We start from the raw sequence: 17,680 nt of genomic DNA, 5'->3' as shown, positions 1-17,680 counted from the left end.
TCCTACGAGGAAGGCACGGCCGCCGCACGTGAGGGACACACGAGAGAGCCGGCTGCTCCTGGTGCTGCTGATCGCCATCGCGTTCGCTTTGATCACGGTGGATATCCGCGGAGGCGAGGAGTCACCGGTCGACGGCGCCCGGCAGGCCGCCGCCACGGTCTTCGGACCCGTCGAGAAGAGCGTCGCGACAGCGGTCGACCCGATCGGCAACGCCATCGGGGCCGTACGGGACTCCGGCGAGCGCCATGACCGCATCAGCGAGCTGGAGCGGGAGAACGCCGCGCTGAAGCAGAGACTCGGCAGCGACGACCGCAACCGCAGCCGGGTGCGCGAACTCGACACCATGCTCAAGAAGGCGGGTGCCGGCCAGTACGGCATCAAGGGCGCCGAGGTCATCGCCATAGGAGCGGCCCAGGGCTTCTCCTGGACGGTGACCATCGATATCGGCTCCAACGACGGCATCAAGCGCGATATGACCGTCCTCAACGGCGACGGACTCGTCGGCCGGGTCACCACCGTCGGGCCGAACACCTCGACCGTACTGCTCGCCAACGACCCGGACTTCACCGTCGGCACCCGGATGGAGAAGACGGACGAACTGGGCTTCGCCACCGGCCAGGGCGACCGGCCGCTCTCCGTCCAACTGCTCAACGGCAAGGCCAAGGTGAAGAACGGCGACCGGCTCGTCACCTTCGGCTCGCAGGGCGGCAAGCCCTTCGTGCCCGGTGTCCCGGTCGGCGAGGTCGTCCGTGTCGACCCCTCCGGAGGTTCCCTCACCAGGAACATCTATGTCCGCCCCTTCGTCGGCTTCACCCAGCTCGACATCGTCGGCGTCGTCGTCCAGGCGCCCAGGTCCGATCCGCGTGACACGGTCCTGCCGTCCAAGCCCGCCGCGCCCAAGCCCACCCCGACCGTCACGGTGACGGTCACCCCGTCGCCGAACGGCGACGGTGGCGAGGAGGCCCAGGGCAACGTCGGCGCCACAGCTGACGGCAATGGCCAGGACCCGGACAACGCCGGCGGCCAGAACGATGTCGAGTAGTAGGAGCTGATCCGTTCATGCGTTTCAACCGGATGCTGCTCTCCACGACACTCGTCGTGGTCGCACTCGTCATCCAGGTCTCTGTCCTCGCCCGCCTCCAGCTCCCCGGCGCCGTCCCCGATCTGCTGCTGCTCGTCGTCCTCGGACTCGCCTTTGTGTACGGGCACATGGCCGGCGCGTTCATCGGCTTCGGCGCCGGACTGCTCGCCGACCTCGTCCCGCCCGCCGACCACGCCGCCGGACGCTACGCGCTCGTGCTCTGCGTGATCGGCTACCTCGCCGGCCTGGTGCGCCCCGACAACGGCCAGCTCAGGTCCGCCACCGCACCGATGATCGCGGTCGTCGCCGCCGCCATCGGATCGACACTGCTGTACGCGGGCGTGGGCGCCCTCGTCGGCGACACCGCGGCCCGCCATGTGGGCCTCGGCAGCCTGCTGTTCACGGCCGCCGTCTACGACCTGCTGCTCGCGCCGTTCACCGTGCCGCTGATCATGGCGCTGGCCAGACGCTCCGAGAACGATCCGCTCGGCGAGAGCCAGAGCAGCGGCGGTGGCGGCGATGTCGCCGCGCGCTGGAACAGCTCCGGCACGGGCCTGCGCATCGGCAAACAGCGCGGACTGCGGGTGAAGGTGACCCGGGCCAGGGTGGCAAGGGCCGGGCGTATCAAGGGAGTCAAGCGACTGTGATCGAGGGGGCAGCGTGAGCAACATTCCGGAGACCGGGCGGACCCCCCGGGTCCAGATCCGGCTCGTCATCATTCAGGTGCTTGTCTTCTCCCTCCTCCTCACCCTCGGCGGACGCCTCTGGTACCTGCAGATCCGCAACGGCCAGGAGTACACCGACGAGGCGAAGAACAACCACGTCCAGCAGGTCGTCCAGCCCGCCGTCCGCGGCTCGATCCTCGACTCCCGCGGTGTCCCGCTCGCCGACAACGAGACCCGCCTGGTCGTCTCCGCCTCGCGCACCGAGCTGATGAAGATGAAGGACGACGGCAAAGGCGTCCTCACCCGGCTCGCCGGTGTCCTCGGCATGAAGCCGAAGGACGTCCTGGACAAGGTCCGGCTCTGCGACGCCAAGACCCCGCAGCCCTGCTGGAACGGCTCGCCCTACCAGCCGATCCCGGTCACCGACGAGGCCAACACCCAGCAGGCCCTGCAGATCCGCGAGCGCGCCGAGGACTTCCCCGGCATCACCGCCGAGCCCACCGCCGTACGCCGCTACACCGGACCGGGAAAGACCAACACCGCGCAGGTCCTCGGCTATCTCTCGCCCGTCACCGACGAGGAGATCACCAAGGCCAAGGACACCGACTCGCCGTTCCTCCGCTCCGACCAGGTCGGCCGCTCCGGCCTCGAGCGCACCTACGACAAGGAGCTGCGCGGCAAGGCCGGCGTCACCCGCTACGAGGTCGACAACCTCGGCCGGGTCATCGGCGAGGCGGCCAGGGACAAGGCCCAGCCCGGCGCCAACCTCGTCACCTCCATCGACGCGCGCGTACAGGCGGTCGCCGAGTACGAGCTCCACAACGCGATGAAGGCCGCCCGCCTGGAGTTCGACAAGAACACCGACAAGAACTACAAGGCCGACGCCGGCGCCGTCGTGGTGATGGAGAACAAGACCGGCCGGATCGTCTCGATGGCCTCCCAGCCGACATACGACCCGAACTCCTGGGTCGGTGGCATCTCCGGCAAGGACTACGCCAAGCTCACCGGCAAGGCCTCCAACTACCCGCTGCTCAACCGCGCGATCCAGGGCCAGGCCGCCCCCGGCTCGATCTTCAAGGTGATCTCGTCGACGGCCGCGGTCAACGCCGGCTATCCCTTCGACGGCGGCTACCCCTGCCCCAGCTCGTACTCCGTCGGTGGCCAGGTCTTCAAGAACTTCGAGTCCAAGGGCTACGGCAGCATCTCCCTCGGCAGGGCCCTGGAGGTCTCCTGCGACACCGTCTTCTACGGCCTCGCCCACCGGGAATGGCAGAAGGACGGCGGCACCAAGCCCAAGAAGCGCACCAACGACTGGTTCTACAAGACGGCTCACCAGTTCGGCCTCGGCAAGGAGACCGGCATCGACCTCCCCAACGAGGTCAAGGGCCGCGTCCCGGACCGCCGGTGGAAGCAGAACTTCTGGGAGGCCAACAAGGACGGCTGGTGCAAGCAGGGCAAGAAGAACGGCGACTACGTCGAGAAGATCGCGTACGAGAACTGCCTCGAAGGCAACCGGATGCGAGCGGGTGACTCCGTCAACTACTCGATCGGCCAGGGCGACACGCTCGTCACCCCGATCCAGATGGCCACCATCTACTCCGCCATCGCCAACGGCGGCACGCTGCACAACCCCACCATCGGCAAGGCCGTCATCAGCGCGGACGGCAAGACCGTGCAGGAGATCAAGCCCACCTCGCACGGCAAGCTGCCGATGAACGCCCGGACCCGGGACCAGATAGACGAAGCCCTCGCGGGAGTCACGACCCGCGGTTCCGCCGCCTGGCGATTCGGCGGCTGGCCGCAGGACAAGATCCCGATGCACGCCAAGACGGGTACTGCCGAGGTCTACGGCAAGCAGACGACCTCCTGGTTCGTCTCGTACACCAAGGACTACACGATCATCATGACGATCGCCCAGGGCGGTACGGGATCCGGCGCCTCGGGTCCCGCCGTACGCAAGATCTACGAGGCGATGTACGGACTCGACGAGAAGGGCGGCCAGGACCTGAAGAAGGCACTGCTGCCCGAGCCGCAGAAGGCGCTTCCGAAGATCGGGGCGGACGGTTCGATCGACGCCCCGAAGATCGAGCCGTACGAGCCGGAGAAGCAGGAGCCCCCGGCCGAGGACCAGCAGCTCGCGGGCCCGCCCGCGCGGAGGGACTGAGACATGGCCGGCTCGAGTGGCTTCTCCGTCTCCGGCTACGGGCCCGAGCGCGGAGGTCTGTGGTCCCAGCTCTCCGCCCGCGGCTCCGTGGTGCGCAGGCTCGACTGGCCGATGCTCTTCTCGGCGCTCGCGCTCTCCTTCGTGGGCGCGCTGCTGGTGTGGTCCGCGACGCGCGGCCGCACCGAGCTCAACCAGGGAGATCCGTACTACTTCCTCTTCCGGCACGCCCTCAACACCGGTATCGGCTTCGCGCTGATGGCCGGCACGATCTGGCTCGGGCACCGCACCCTGCGCGGCGCGGTCCCGGTCCTGTACGGGCTGTCCGTACTGCTCGTCCTGCTGGTCCTCACCCCGCTCGGCGCGACGATCAACGGCGCGCACGCGTGGATCGTGATCGGCGGCGGCTTCTCCCTGCAGCCCTCGGAGTTCGTGAAGATCACGATCATTCTGGGGATGGCGATGATGCTGGCCGCGCGCGTCGACGCCGGCGACCTGCTGCACCCGGACCACCGCACGGTCGCCAAGTCGCTGGGCCTGGCGGCCCTGCCGATGGCGATCGTCATGCTGATGCCGGACCTCGGTTCGGTGATGGTGATGGCGGTGATCGTGCTCGGAGTGCTGCTCGCCTCCGGCGCATCCAACCGCTGGATCCTCGGCCTGATCGCCGCCGGAGCCATCGGCGCCGTACTGGTCACCGCGCTCGGACTGCTGGACGAGTACCAGATCAACCGCTTCGCGGCGTTCGCCAACCCGGAGCTCGACCCTGCCGGTGTCGGCTACAACACCAATCAGGCGCGGATCGCGATCGGATCCGGCGGACTGACCGGCACAGGTCTGTTCAAGGGCTCCCAGACCACCGGCCAGTTCGTCCCCGAACAGCAGACGGACTTCGTCTTCACGGTCGCGGGCGAGGAGCTCGGCTTCCTCGGTGCGGGCCTGATCCTGCTGCTGCTCGGCGTCGTCCTGTGGCGCGCCTGCCGTATCGCACGCGAGACGACCGAGCTGTACGGCACGATCGTCGCCGCCGGGATCATCGCCTGGTTCGCCTTCCAGGCCTTCGAGAACATCGGGATGACGCTCGGCATCATGCCGGTGGCGGGTCTGCCGCTGCCGTTCGTGTCGTACGGAGGCACCTCGATGTTCGCGGTCTGGATCGCGATCGGACTGCTGCAGTCGATCCGGGTGCAGCGGCCGATAACTGCGTAGCCCGACAACTGCGTTAGCTCGGTAACCGCGTAGTCCGGCAGCCGCGTAGTCCGGACGGCTCACGCCTGCCCGGCGCTTGAGGGCACAGCACAGCAAGCGCGTCCGCCGGTCGAGGACAGTGCGGTCGCGGAGTGGGTCTGCCGCAAACGAGCTTCGACGACTAAGTTCGGTTCATGGCGGACACTAAGCGCGAGATCGAGCGGAAGTACGAAGCCACCCCCGACACGGGGCTACCGGACCTGACCCGGGTGGCCGGCGTCTCGGCCGTCCACGACAAGGGCGTCGCCGAGCTCGACGCCGTCTACTACGACACGGCAGACCTGCGCCTGATCGCCGCCTCCATCACCCTGCGCCGCAGAACGGGCGGGACGGATGCGGGCTGGCACCTCAAGCTCCCCGTCGCACCGGATGTGAGGGACGAGATCACCGCGCCGCTGTCCGATGCGGTCCCGCACGTCCTGCAGAGTCTGGTCCGGGCCCGCACCCGGGATGCCGAACTCGTCCCCGTGGTGCGCCTGCGGTCCTCGCGGCACATCCACCATCTGGTCGACGCGGACGGGGCCCCGCTGGCCGAGCTCAGCAGGGACGGCGTGCGCGCGGAACGCCTCACGGACGGCGGCCGCACGGCGCAGTGGGACGAGATCGAGGTCGAGCTCGCCGACGATGCGGACCCGGCGCTCCTCGACGCGGTCGACAAGAAGCTCCGCAAGGCGGGCGTGCGCCCGGCCCAGTGGCCGTCCAAGCTGGCCAGGGCCCTGACGGAGACGGCCCCCGAGGAGGGCAAGCACGCGGAAGCGGCCGCGGAGCCGACGGCCCCCGTCCCCGCCGAAGAACCCGCGAACGCAGGCGACTACGTTCTCGCCTACCTGCGGGAACAGGCCGACGCCATCCTCGCGTACGACCCCGCCGTGCGCCGCGATCTGCCCGACTCCGTCCATCAGATGCGAGTCGCCACCAGGCGGCTGCGCAGCGTGTTCAAGACGTACCGCAAGATCATCGATCGCACCGTCACCGACCCGGTCGGCGAGGAGCTCAAATGGCTGGCCGGTGAGCTGGGCGTCGCCCGTGACCACGAGGTGCTCACCGAGCGGCTGCGCTCCCGGATCGACGACCTGCCCAGGACGCTGCTGCTCGGCCCGGTGCGCGGGCGGCTGCGTATCTGGACCGTCGCCCGTGGCTCGGGCGCGCGCCGCAAGGCCACTGCCGTACTCGACAGCAAGCGGTACCTCGCGCTGCTCGATTCGCTGGACACGCTGCTCGCCGACCCTCCGCTGCTGAAGGCCGCGTTCGGCACGACCGCCAGGGTCATCCCCAAGGCCGTCCTCAAGGACTACGACCGGCTGGCCGCCCGGATCGACCACGCCCTCGAGCTCCCCCCGGGGCACGAACGCGACCTGGCGATGCACGACGCCCGCAAGGCCGCCAAGCGCGCCCGGTACGCGGGCGAGGCGGCGACCCCCGCGCTCGGCAAGCCCGCCAAGCGGTTCGCCAAGCGGATGAAGGACGTGCAATCGGTGCTCGGCGACCACCAGGACAGCGTCGTCGCCCGCGAGGCGCTGCGGGATCTCGGGATCCAGGCGCACGCGGCCGGGGAGTCGGCCTTCACCTGGGGACTGCTGTACGGCCACGAGGAGGCGCAGGCCGCCGAGCGGGAGCGGGAACTGCCCGAGGTGTGGCGGGAGGCTTCGGACCAAGATCTTCGCGCGGCGTTGAGCCACTGAGCATCGGGGTACGCTTGATGGTCACCCCTGCCCGCTCACGAGAGACACCACGATGCCTGTCGAGTCGGTCTTCCCACGCCTGGAAGCGCTTCTCCCGCACGTTCAGAAGCCGATCCAGTACGTCGGTGGAGAGCTCAACTCCACCGTCAAGGACTGGGACGCCTGCGATGTCCGCTGGGCGCTCATGTACCCGGACGCGTACGAGGTTGGACTGCCCAATCAGGGCGTCATGATCCTCTACGAGGTACTCAATGAGCGTGCGGGCGTGCTCGCCGAGCGCACCTACAGCGTCTGGCCGGACCTCGAAGAGCTCATGCGCGAGCACAAGGTCCCGCAGTTCACCGTGGACGCGCACCGTCCCGTGAAGGCCTTCGACGTCTTCGGGCTGAGCTTCTCCACCGAGCTCGGCTACACCAACATGCTCACCGCCCTGGACCTCGCGGGCATCCCGCTCGAGTCGAGGGACCGTACGGTCGACGACCCGATCGTGCTCGCGGGCGGCCACGCCGCATTCAACCCCGAGCCGATCGCGGACTTCATCGACTGCGCGGTCATCGGCGACGGTGAGCAGGCCGTCCTCGACATGACCGAGATCATCCGCGCCTGGAAGGCCGAGGGCCGGCCGGGCGGGCGCGAGGAAGTCCTCTTCCGCCTCGCGAAGACCGGCAATGTCTACGTCCCGCGCTTCTACGACGTCGAGTACCTGCCCGACGGCCGGATCGGCCGCGTCGTCCCGAACAAGTCGGGTGTCCCGTGGCGTGTGTCCAAGCACACGGTGATGGACCTCGACGAGTGGCCGTACCCCAAGCAGCCCCTCGTGCCGCTCGCCGAGACCGTCCATGAGCGGATGTCGGTCGAGATCTTCCGCGGCTGCACCCGCGGCTGCCGCTTCTGCCAGGCCGGCATGATCACGCGCCCTGTGCGGGAACGAAGCATCACCGGCATCGGCGACATGGTCGAGAAGGGTCTGAAGGCGACCGGCTTCGAGGAGGTCGGCCTGCTCTCGCTCTCCTCCGCGGACCACAGTGAGATCGGCGACATCGCCAAGGGCCTGGCCGACCGGTACGAGGAGGACAAGATCGGTCTGTCCCTCCCGTCCACCCGTGTCGACGCGTTCAACGTGGACCTCGCCAACGAGCTGACCAGGAACGGCCGTCGGTCCGGTCTGACCTTCGCCCCCGAGGGCGGCTCCGAGCGCATGCGCAAGGTCATCAACAAGATGGTCTCGGAAGAGGACCTGATCCGCACGGTCTCGACGGCGTACGGCAACGGCTGGCGTCAGGTGAAGCTGTACTTCATGTGCGGCCTGCCCACCGAGACCGACGAAGACGTGCTGCAGATCGGCGACATGGCGGTCAAGGTCATCGCCGAGGGCCGCAAGATCTCCGGCCAGAACGACATCCGCTGCACTGTCTCGATCGGCGGCTTCGTGCCCAAGCCGCACACGCCCTTCCAGTGGGCCCCGCAGCTGTCGGCGGAGGAGACGGACGCGCGTCTGGAGAAGCTGCGCGACAAGATCCGCGGCGACAAGAAGTACGGCCGCTCGATCGGCTTCCGCTATCACGACGGCAAGCCCGGCATCGTCGAGGGCCTGCTCTCGCGCGGTGACCGCCGTATCGGCTCCGTCATCCGCGCCGTCTACGAGGACGGCGGCCGCTTCGACGGCTGGCGCGAGCACTTCTCGTACGACCGGTGGATGGCGTGCGCCGCCAAGACGCTGCCCGAATTCGGGGTGGACGTCGACTGGTACACCACCCGTGAGCGCACGTACGAGGAGGTCCTGCCCTGGGACCACCTGGACTCCGGTCTCGACAAGGACTGGCTCTGGGAGGACTGGCAGGACTCGCTGGACGAGACCGAGGTCGAGGACTGCCGCTGGACGCCGTGCTTCGACTGCGGTGTCTGCCCGCAGATGGACACGTCCATCCAGATCGGCCCGACCGGCAAGAAACTGCTGCCGCTGACGGTCGTCAAGTAACACCTGAAGCAGCACCTGCGCGAAGGCCCGGCCCTGGGCATACCCCGTGGCCGGGCCTTCGTGTGTCCCCGGCACAATCCGGCGATGCCTCAAAAGGCGCAGGTACTGGATCCGGACGGGGCTGTAGCGCGTCATGTCTGACATGGAAGTCGAGAAGTCGCCTCAGACCTACGGGAGTCATCAGGCACCCGCGCAGTACCAGCCAGGCCCCGGCTGTCTGACCACGATCATCCGGATTCCGGTGCGGATCGTGGTGCTGCTCGTCGTGCTTCCCGTGCGGATGGTCTGGGACGTTCTCGTCGTCTGCGCGCTCGCCGCCGACCGCATACTGCTGCGACCGCTCCGCCGGGCGCTTGCCTGGGTGTACGAGAACGTCCTCACGCCGATCGGACACGGTCTGGCATGGCTCGCGGCCTTCATCGGCAGGGCGCTGTTCGTCTGGCCGTGGGTCGCGCTGTGGCGGTACGTCCTGGTGCCGGTGGTGATGTACGGGCTGGTGGTGCCGCTGGTGTGGATCCACCGGCAGCTGCTCACCCCGCTCGGCCACGGCATCGCCTGGCTCGTGGAGCATCTGCTTCTCGCGCCCGCGCGCTGGATCTACCGCCGGCTGCTCACGCCTGCCGGGCACGGCATCGCCACGGTGCTCGGGTGGCTGGGCAGGGCGCTGTTCGTCTGGCCGTGGGTCGCGCTGTGGCGGTACGTCCTGGTGCCGGTGGTGATGTACGGGCTGGTGGTGCCGCTGGTGTGGATCCACCGGCAGCTGCTCACCCCGCTCGGCCACGGCATCGCCTGGCTCGTGAGCACCGTGTGCCGCGGTGTGTGGACGGCGGTCGTCTGGCTCGTCGTCACGCTGCTCGTCACGCCCGTCGCCTGGTTGTACCGCCATGTCCTCGCTCCGGTCGGCCGGGAGATCGCCGACGCGATCGCCGTCGCCTGGAGCATCGCCGGACACCTTTCGCGCGCCGTCGGCCGGGCCGTCAAGTGGCTCGCCCGGAACCTCGTCGCGCGGCCGGTGCGCTGGTTCTACCAGTACGTCTGCACCCCCGTGGGGCACGCGGTGCGCGACGGCGTCTGGCGTCCGGTGAAGAAGGCCGCGGTCGAGGCGGGCCGGGCGGCGCGGGCCGCGCTCCGGTCGGCCGGTGAAACGGTGCGGCAGGCGCGGCGCGACGCCTGGAGGGCGCTCGTCGGCGCGTCACCGGCCTCGAAGCCCGTGGAACCGGTAGTGCGGCAGGCGCGTACGCTGGGTAGCACAACGACTGTTCCCGGCGTGGCGGCCGACCCCGAGATCTCCCTGCACCAGCAGGGGTGAGCCGGGCGGCCCCCCAAGGAACACCCCCGCACGTCCGAGGGCGGGCGCGCCACCCGCGCCCGCCCCGCACCGAGGAGAAGAACCACTGGGCAAGCGACAGCCCGAAGGCCCGCCGCCCGCACCGGCAGTGCAGCGCATCCGACTGCGCTACACCAAGCGCGGCCGCCTCCGGTTCACCAGCCACCGCGACTTCCAGCGTGCTTTCGAGCGCGCTCTGCGCCGTGCCGAGGTGCCCATGGCGTACTCGGCGGGCTTCACCCCGCACCCCAAGGTCTCGTACGCCAATGCCGCACCCACCGGCACGGGCAGCGAGGCTGAATACCTGGAGATCGCTCTCACCGAGCACCGGGACCCGGACAAGCTGCGTGAGTTGCTCGACGAGTCACTGCCCGGCGGGCTCGACATCACCGACGCCGTCGAGGCCCGCACCTCGGGTCTCGCCGACCGGCTCACCGCATCCGTGTGGGAGCTGCGGCTCGACGGCGTGCCCGTCGAGGACGCCGAGAAGGCCGTTTCCGGCTTCCTCTCCGCCGAGACCGTCGAGGTCGAGCGGAAGACGAAGAACGGCATGCGGACCTTCGACGCACGAGGTGCCGTGGCGGAGCTGCAGGCGCTCCATCCCCAGGCTGATAGGTCGGGGGACGGGCCCTGTGCGATACTGCGGCTGGTTGTTCGGCACGTGACACCTGCTGTGCGACCCGACGACGTCCTGTCCGGTCTCCGAGCTGTGGCCGACCTGGCGCCGCCGGTCCCCGCAGCGGTGACCAGGCTGGCGCAGGGGCTCTTCGACGAGGAGTCCGGCACGGTGACCGACCCGCTCGCGCCCGACCGCGAGGTAGTTCTGGCCGCTCCACCCACGGCCGCCGGAACAGCCGCCGCGACGGCGCCGGAAGGTCCCGCCGCGTAAGGGCAGTCGTTGTAGCGCAGCCCTGGTACTCGGGAGCCACCTGGGTCGGGCCGCGCACTGACAGGAGACTTTCGCCAGGCCGTACGTACATCGCGTACGGAACCGGCGAGCCATACATCAGCTCCCGTGCGGCGCCCGAGCCCCGGACGGCGGCTCCGCGCACATCACGCGGGCCGTGGCCGGACCGGAATCAGGCGTGGCGCCCGGGAGCGTGACGGGAGAACCGCCCGCATGCTCGAGCCGAACGAATCCGGCACCGCCGGAGACACAGAGAACAATTCCCCCAGCGACACGTTGCCGCCGCGCCGCAGGCGCCGCGCCGCGTCGCGTCCCGCAGGGCCGCCGACCGCGGCCGCGGGTGCCAAGGACGCCGTGGAAGCCACGGACGTCGCTGACGTTGCTGACGTCACTGAGAGCGTCGCTCCGGCCGCAGCGGCCGTGGCGAACACCGAGAGCGCCGAGCCGGAGGCCGAGGCCGCCGCGCCGCGTACCCGCCGTCGTGCGACGCGTAAGGCGACTGCGCCTGCCGGTGCGCCGCAGTCGGTCGAGGCCGCTGAGCCCGAGGCGCCCGCCGCCGAGGTGTCCGAGCCGGAGGCCGAGGCCGCCGCGCCGCGTACGCGCCGTCGTGCGACGCGTAAGGCGACTGCGCCTGCCGGTGCGCCGCAGTCGGTCGAGGCCACTGAGCCCGAGGCGCCCGCCGCCGAGGTGTCCGAGCCCGAGGCCGAGGCCGCCGCGCCGCGTACCCGCCGTCGTGCGACCCGTAAGGCCACCGCGCCCGAGCCGGTCGCCGAAGCCGTGCCCGCCGCCGAGGACGAGGACGAGACCCCGGCCGAGACCCCGGCCGAGGCGCCCGCGCCGCGTGGCCGTGCCCGCCGCCGGGCCTCCGCGCCCGCCGGTGCGCCGCAGGCCGCCGAGGCTACGGAGACCGCCGAGGCCACCGAGCCCGCGGAGGAGGCCCCCACGGGCCGTACCCGCCGCCGCGCCACCCGTAAGGCCACTGCGCCCGCCGACGCCCCGCAGGCCGACGAGAACGGCGTCGCCGACGCGGGCGAGAGCCTGCCGCAGGACGTGGTGGCACAGATCGCCGCGGACGAGGACGTCGCGGCCGCCGAGAAGGCGGCGACACGGGGCCGTACGCGCCGCCGTGCCGTCTCGCCCGAGTTCACCGCCCAGCCGAAGGCCGCCAAGGCCGACCAGGCCGAGAAGGCCGAGAAGGCCGAGAAGAGCGAGGCGCCCGCGCGTGGCCGTCGCGCCACCCGGCCCGCCGTCGCCGTCTTCCAGGCCCCGGTCTTCACCGAGCCGATGTTCCAGACCCCGGAGACGGCCGCCGCGGCCGCCGCCGCTGCCGTGGAGACGGAGCCGGAGGAGGACGAGGCGTACGTCGAGCCGGTCGCCGAGCCCGTCGCCGCCGAGCCCGCCGGACGTCGCCGTCGCCGCCGCCGTGGCGAGCCCGCCGAGCCCGTCGAGGCCCCGGCGCCCGTGGCGCAGGAGGCCGAGCCCGAGGCGGAGACCGAGTCCGAGCAGGCTGCCGAGGCCGGTGAGGGCGAGGAGTCGGACGAGTTCGAGGACCGCCCGTCGCGTCGCCGCCGCCGTGGTGGCCGTCGCCGTCGCCGTGGCGAGCCCGCCGACGCCGACGAGACCTCGGAGGAGGCCGAGGAGGCCGCGGCCGAGGACATCCAGGACGACGAGGAAGCCGCGGACGACGAGGAGCAGGGCGACACCGAGACCCCCTCGGCCGCCGGCACCAGCAGCAGCCGTCGCCGGCGCCGCCGTCGTCGTCGCAGTGGTGACTCCGGGCCCGAGGACGAGACGGGTTCGGGCGACCCCGAGCGTACGGTCGTCAAGGTCCGCGAGCCGCGCGCCCCGCGTACCAAGAGCGACGAGCCGTCCGACGAGGTGCAGTCCATCAAGGGCTCGACCCGTCTGGAGGCGAAGAAGCAGCGCCGCCGCGAGGGCCGCGAGCAGGGCCGCCGCCGGGTGCCGATCATCACGGAGGCCGAGTTCCTGGCCCGCCGTGAGGCCGTCGAGCGTGTGATGGTCGTCCGGCAGAACGGCGAGCGCACCCAGATCGGCGTCCTCGAGGACAACGTGCTCGTCGAGCACTACGTCAACAAGGAGCAGGCCACCTCGTACGTCGGCAATGTCTACCTGGGCAAGGTGCAGAACGTACTGCCGTCCATGGAGGCCGCGTTCGTCGACATCGGCAAGGGGCGCAACGCCGTCCTGTACGCAGGCGAGGTCAACTTCGAGGCGCTGGGCATGGCCAACGGCCCGCGCCGTATCGAGGCCGCGCTCAAGTCCGGCCAGTCGGTCCTCGTCCAGGTGACCAAGGACCCGATCGGCCACAAGGGCGCCCGCCTGACCAGCCAGGTCTCGCTGCCCGGCCGCTACCTGGTCTATGTGCCCGAGGGCTCGATGACCGGTATCAGCCGCAAGCTGCCCGACACCGAGCGTGCGCGTCTGAAGACCATCCTCAAGAAGATCGTCCCCGAGGACGCGGGCGTCATCGTGCGTACCGCCGCCGAGGGCGCGAGCGAGGACGAGCTGCGCCGCGATGTCGAGCGGCTGCAGGCGCAGTGGGAGGACATCCAGAAGAAGTCCAAGGGCGGCAATGCCCCGACGCTGCTCTACGGCGAGCCGGACATGACCGTCCGCGTCGTCCGCGACATCTTCAACGAGGACTTCTCCAAGGTCATCGTCAGTGGTGACGAGGCGTGGGACACCATCCACGGCTATGTCTCGCACGTGGCGCCGGACCTGGTCGACCGCCTGCAGCGGTGGACCAGCGAGGTTGACGTCTTCGCGTCGAACCGCATCGACGAGCAGCTGATGAAGGCGCTGGACCGCAAGGTCTGGCTGCCGAGCGGTGGCTCGCTGGTGATCGACAAGACCGAGGCCATGATCGTGGTCGACGTCAACACCGGGAAGTTCACCGGCCAGGGCGGCAACCTCGAGGAGACCGTCACCAGGAACAACCTGGAGGCGGCCGAGGAGATCGTGCGCCAGCTGCGGCTGCGCGACCTGGGCGGCATCGTCGTCGTCGACTTCATCGACATGGTGCTGGAGTCCAACCGGGACCTGGTCATGCGGCGGCTGCTCGAGTGCCTGGGCCGCGACCGTACGAAGCACCAGGTGGCCGAGGTCACCTCGCTGGGCCTGGTCCAGATGACCCGTAAGCGGGTGGGCCAGGGTCTCCTGGAGTCCTTCTCCGAGACCTGTGTCCACTGCAACGGCCGCGGTGTGATCGTGCACATGGAGCAGCCGACCACCGCCGGTGGCGGTGGCGGCGGCAAGCGCTCCAAGAAGCGCGGTCGCGGTGGTGCGGAGCACGTGCACGAGCTCGAGCACGAGGCCGTCGTCGAGACCGAGGCCGAGACCGAGGCGGAGATCGCCGCCGAGGTGGCTGCCCCGGTGGCGCTGGCGGAGCCCGAGTTTGTGCCGGACGAGGAGCTGTACAGCAGCGCCGCGGAGGCGGAGGCGGCCGCGACGCGCGGTCGTGGCCGTCGCCGGGCGACCCGTAAGGCGACGGCTCCGGCCGGTGCGCCGAAGGCCGCGGAGGTCACGGTCGCCGAGCCCAGGGCCGAGGAGCCGAAGGCCCTGGAGGTCACGTCCGTGGCCCCGGTCGCCGAGCCGGCGGCGCCCGCGGAGGAGGCGGCCCCGACGGGCCGTACCCGCCGCCGCGCGACCCGCAAGGCGACGGCTCCGGCCGGCTCCCCGGCGACGTCGGAGCCGACGGTCGTGGAGACCACGGTCAAGGAGACCGCCGCCGAGCCCGAGGCCAAGGCCGAGGCGCCCGTCGAGGCTCCCGCAGCCGAGGAGGCTCCCGTCGCGGCCCCGCCGCGTGCGCGCCGCAGGGTGACCCGCAAGGTCACCGCTCCCGCCGGTTCGCCCTCGGGCGCGGAGGAGGCCGCGATCGTCGTGGTCCCCGCCACGCACGAGTCGCAGGCGGAGCCGGAGGCCGGCACAGCGGAGACCGCGGAGACCGCGGACGAGGCTCCGGCCAAGAAGACGGCCCGCAAGGCCGCCAAGAAGGCCACCGCGAAGAAGGCCGCCACCAAGAAGACGGCGGCCAAGAAGACCGCGGCGAAGAAGACGACCGCCAAGAAGGCCACGGCGAAGAAGACCGCGGCCGCCGAGCAGCAGACGCTGTCGTCGGTGTCGGCATCGACCGACAGCTGAACAGCTGAACAGTTGATGAGGCTTCAGTGAACGGACCGTGTCCCACCCCGCAGCCCGCGGGGTGGGACGTGGTTTTTGTCGCCGAATCGATGCGGTGCTCCGTTAACAGCCCCGAAATTCGCTAGGAAATCCCTGATAATGTGACGGCGGTCGCTGCCGGGTGCGGTCCCGCTCCGGACACTACGGTGGGTGACCGGCCCGGTTCGGGACAAGACCGGTCCCAGAATCCTCGGTAGGGCGTCGGCTTCGCGCCGGAGGGGTTTGCGCGGCCTCGTGAGACGTCCGCACGACCCCTGATCCTCTGCCATAAAGAGTTCAGCGGTGTTCAAGGAGGACGTCCATGACGAGCAGCAACCAGCAGCCCATTCCCGCTGCCCGCCCGGTCATCGGTGAGGAAGAGATCGAGGCGGCGGTACGTGTACTGCGTTCCGGCAGGGTCGTACAGGGCCCGGAGGTGGCGGCATTCGAGGAGGGCTTCTCGGAGCTGGTCGAGGGGCGCCATTGCGTGGCCGTCAACTCGGGTACCTCCGCACTGCACCTCCTTCTGCTGGCACTTGGTATCGGCCCGGGTGACGAAGTAATCGTTCCTTCGTTCTCTTTCGCCGCCTCGGCGAACGCGGTCCGCCTGGTCGGCGCCGACGTCGTCTTCGCCGACATCGAGCCCGGCAGCTATGGCCTGGACCCGGCGGCGGTCGAGGCCGCCATCACGCCGCGCACCGCCGCGATCATGCCGGTGCACCTCTACGGCCACCCGGCCGCGATGGACAAGATCATGCCCATCGCCGCCAAGCACAAGCTGGCCGTGGTCGAGGACGCCTGCCAGGCGCACGCCGCGGCGCTGAACGGCACCCCGGTCGGCGCCTTCGGCTCCGGCGGCACGTTCAGCTTCTACCCGACCAAGAACATGCACTCCCTCGAGGGCGGCATGATCTCCACCGGTGACGCCGAGGTCGCCCGCACCCTGCGCCTGCTGCGCAACCAGGGCATGGAGCAGCGGTACGCCAACGAGATCGTCGGCGCCAACATGCGAATGACCGATGTCGCCGCCGCCGTCGGCCGCGTACAGCTGTCGAAGCTGGGTGGCTGGACCGAGCAGCGCATCGCCAACGCCGCGTACCTCACCGAGCACATCACGGCGCCGAACGTGCAGACCCCGACGGTCGCCGAGGGCGCGCGCCACATCTACCACCAGTACACGATCCGGATCACAGGGGACCGCGACGCCGCGATGGCGAAGCTCACCGAGGCGGGCGTCGGCAACGCCGTCTACTACCCCACCCCGATCCACCGGCTGAAGCCGTACTGGGAGCCGGACCAGAAGGCCGGCCGTAACTGGGACCTGCCCGAGACCGAGCGCGCGGCCTCCGAGGTCGTCTCGCTGCCGGTGCATCCTTCGCTGACCGCGGAGGACCTCGAGCGCATCGTCGCCGCCGTGAACGATCTTGGAGAGAATCTGTGACCACCCGGGGACTGCGAGCCGGCCTGATCGGCCTCGGCTCGATGGGCCGCCACCACGCCCGCGTACTCGCCGGTCTCGAGGGCGTCGAGCTTGTCGCCGTCGTCGACCCGATGGGTGACAAGAACGGCTGGGGGCAGGGCGCCCCTGTGCTGTCGACCGTCGAGGAGCTCATCGCGCTCGGCATCGACTACGCCGTCGTGGCCTGCCCGACCGCCCTGCACGAGGAAGTCGGTCTCAAGCTCGCCGAGGCCGGTGTCGGCGCGCTGGTCGAGAAGCCGGTCGCGGACACCGTGGAAGGCGCCCGCCGCCTCGTCGAGGCCTTCGAGTCGCGCGGCCTGGTCGCCGGCGTCGGCCACATCGAGCGCTGCAACCCCGCGCTGCGCTCGCTGCGCCAGCGCCTGGAGGCCGGCGAGCTCGGCGACGTCTACCAGGTCGTCACCCGCCGCCAGGGCCCCTTCCCGCACCGCATCGCCGATGTCGGCGTGGTCAAGGACCTCGCCACCCACGACATCGACCTCACCGGGTGGGTGACGGGCCAGACGTACACCTCGATCTCCGCCCGTACCGTCTCCAAGTCGGGCCGTCCGCACGAGGACATGGTCTCCGCGGTCGGTCAGCTCTCCGACGGCACCATGGTCAACCACCTGGTCAACTGGCTGAGCCCGCTCAAGGAGCGGTTCACCTCGGTCACCGGTGAGAAGGGCTGCTTCATCGCGGACACCCTCACCGCCGACCTGACCTTCTACTCCAACGCCGCCCAGGCCACCGAGTGGGAGGCCCTGCAGGCCTTCCGCGGTGTCGCCGAGGGCGACATGATCCGCTACGCCATCCCGAAGCGTGAGCCGCTGCTGGTCGAGCACGAGCTCTTCCGTGACGCGGTCCTCGGCAAGTCCCAGGACATCTGCACGCTCCGCCAGGGCCTTCGTACGGTCGAGGTGGCAGCCGCGGTGCTGGAATCCGCTTCCCTCGGCATCACCGTCGATCTCTCCGCGCACGCCGCGGCCCAGTAGG

11 protein-coding genes are annotated in these 17,680 nt (G+C 70.3%); all 11 read left to right on the top strand.

Translation table 11 applies throughout. The features are described 5' to 3' along the window. Nucleotides 1-28 precede the first annotated feature (28 nt). The 11 genes from mreC to ACFYXH_RS07590 all read left to right on the top strand — a co-directional run bounded on the left by mreC (nucleotide 29) and on the right by ACFYXH_RS07590 (nucleotide 17,679). Nucleotides 29-1,042 (top strand): rod shape-determining protein MreC, encoded by a 1,014-nt coding sequence (gene mreC, locus ACFYXH_RS07640; protein ID WP_389561188.1) that lies wholly within the window; start codon nucleotides 29-31, stop codon nucleotides 1,040-1,042. 17 nt (nucleotides 1,043-1,059) lie between these two features. Then, nucleotides 1,060-1,728 (top strand): rod shape-determining protein MreD, encoded by a 669-nt coding sequence (gene mreD / locus ACFYXH_RS07635; protein WP_385308273.1) that lies wholly within the window; start codon nucleotides 1,060-1,062, stop codon nucleotides 1,726-1,728. Between the two features lie 13 nt (nucleotides 1,729-1,741). Then, nucleotides 1,742-3,910, top strand: a complete 2,169-nt coding sequence (gene mrdA, locus ACFYXH_RS07630) for a penicillin-binding protein 2 (RefSeq protein ID WP_389561187.1) — start codon at nucleotides 1,742-1,744, stop codon at nucleotides 3,908-3,910. A 3-nt stretch (nucleotides 3,911-3,913) separates the two neighbouring features. Continuing rightward, nucleotides 3,914-5,116, top strand: a complete 1,203-nt coding sequence (rodA, locus tag ACFYXH_RS07625) for a rod shape-determining protein RodA (RefSeq protein WP_389561186.1) — start codon at nucleotides 3,914-3,916, stop codon at nucleotides 5,114-5,116. Between the two features lie 173 nt (nucleotides 5,117-5,289). Beyond that, a complete protein-coding gene (locus ACFYXH_RS07620) occupies nucleotides 5,290-6,837 on the top strand; it encodes a CHAD domain-containing protein (RefSeq protein ID WP_389561185.1) in 1,548 nt (515 codons plus the stop codon). 52 nt (nucleotides 6,838-6,889) lie between these two features. Next, nucleotides 6,890-8,815, top strand: a complete 1,926-nt coding sequence (locus ACFYXH_RS07615; RefSeq protein WP_389561184.1) for a TIGR03960 family B12-binding radical SAM protein — start codon at nucleotides 6,890-6,892, stop codon at nucleotides 8,813-8,815. A gap of 133 nt (nucleotides 8,816-8,948) precedes the next feature. After that, on the top strand, nucleotides 8,949-10,124 hold the full coding sequence (locus tag ACFYXH_RS07610; RefSeq protein WP_389561183.1) for a hypothetical protein: 1,176 nt from the start codon (nucleotides 8,949-8,951) through the stop codon (nucleotides 10,122-10,124). Between the two features lie 127 nt (nucleotides 10,125-10,251). Beyond that, complete coding sequence (locus ACFYXH_RS07605) at nucleotides 10,252-11,031, top strand: TIGR03936 family radical SAM-associated protein (RefSeq protein ID WP_389561182.1); 780 nt, start codon at nucleotides 10,252-10,254, stop codon at nucleotides 11,029-11,031. A gap of 231 nt (nucleotides 11,032-11,262) precedes the next feature. Beyond that, nucleotides 11,263-15,210, top strand: a complete 3,948-nt coding sequence (locus ACFYXH_RS07600; protein ID WP_389561181.1) for a ribonuclease E/G — start codon at nucleotides 11,263-11,265, stop codon at nucleotides 15,208-15,210. A 340-nt stretch (nucleotides 15,211-15,550) separates the two neighbouring features. After that, the gene (locus ACFYXH_RS07595) at nucleotides 15,551-16,669 is read left to right on the top strand and encodes a DegT/DnrJ/EryC1/StrS family aminotransferase (RefSeq protein ID WP_389561180.1); all 1,119 of its coding nucleotides are present in this window, start codon (nucleotides 15,551-15,553) and stop codon (nucleotides 16,667-16,669) included. Then, nucleotides 16,666-17,679, top strand: coding sequence for a Gfo/Idh/MocA family protein (locus ACFYXH_RS07590; protein ID WP_385308299.1), 1,014 nt, complete (start codon nucleotides 16,666-16,668; stop codon nucleotides 17,677-17,679). The genes ACFYXH_RS07595 and ACFYXH_RS07590 overlap by 4 nt, the downstream gene beginning before the upstream one ends. Nucleotide 17,680: the final 1 nt, after the last annotated feature.

The organism is Streptomyces sp. NPDC002730 (assembly GCF_042888805.1).
Classification (GTDB): domain Bacteria; phylum Actinomycetota; class Actinomycetes; order Streptomycetales; family Streptomycetaceae; genus Streptomyces.
Note: the sequence above shows the minus strand (reverse complement) of the source record. Positions and strands in the feature narration are given on the sequence as shown.

What these genes read in the sequence shown, in the direction of transcription:
- rodA (WP_389561186.1), top strand. Translation starts at nt 3,914, where the DNA reads ATGGCCGGCTCGAGTGGCTTCTCCGTCTCCGGCTACGGGCCCGAGCGC.
- ACFYXH_RS07600 (WP_389561181.1), top strand. Translation starts at nt 11,263, where the DNA reads ATGCTCGAGCCGAACGAATCCGGCACCGCCGGAGACACAGAGAACAAT.
- ACFYXH_RS07615 (WP_389561184.1), top strand. Translation starts at nt 6,890, where the DNA reads ATGCCTGTCGAGTCGGTCTTCCCACGCCTGGAAGCGCTTCTCCCGCAC.
- ACFYXH_RS07595 (WP_389561180.1), top strand. Translation starts at nt 15,551, where the DNA reads ATGACGAGCAGCAACCAGCAGCCCATTCCCGCTGCCCGCCCGGTCATC.
- ACFYXH_RS07610 (WP_389561183.1), top strand. Translation starts at nt 8,949, where the DNA reads ATGTCTGACATGGAAGTCGAGAAGTCGCCTCAGACCTACGGGAGTCAT.
- mreD (WP_385308273.1), top strand. Translation starts at nt 1,060, where the DNA reads ATGCGTTTCAACCGGATGCTGCTCTCCACGACACTCGTCGTGGTCGCA.
- ACFYXH_RS07620 (WP_389561185.1), top strand. Translation starts at nt 5,290, where the DNA reads ATGGCGGACACTAAGCGCGAGATCGAGCGGAAGTACGAAGCCACCCCC.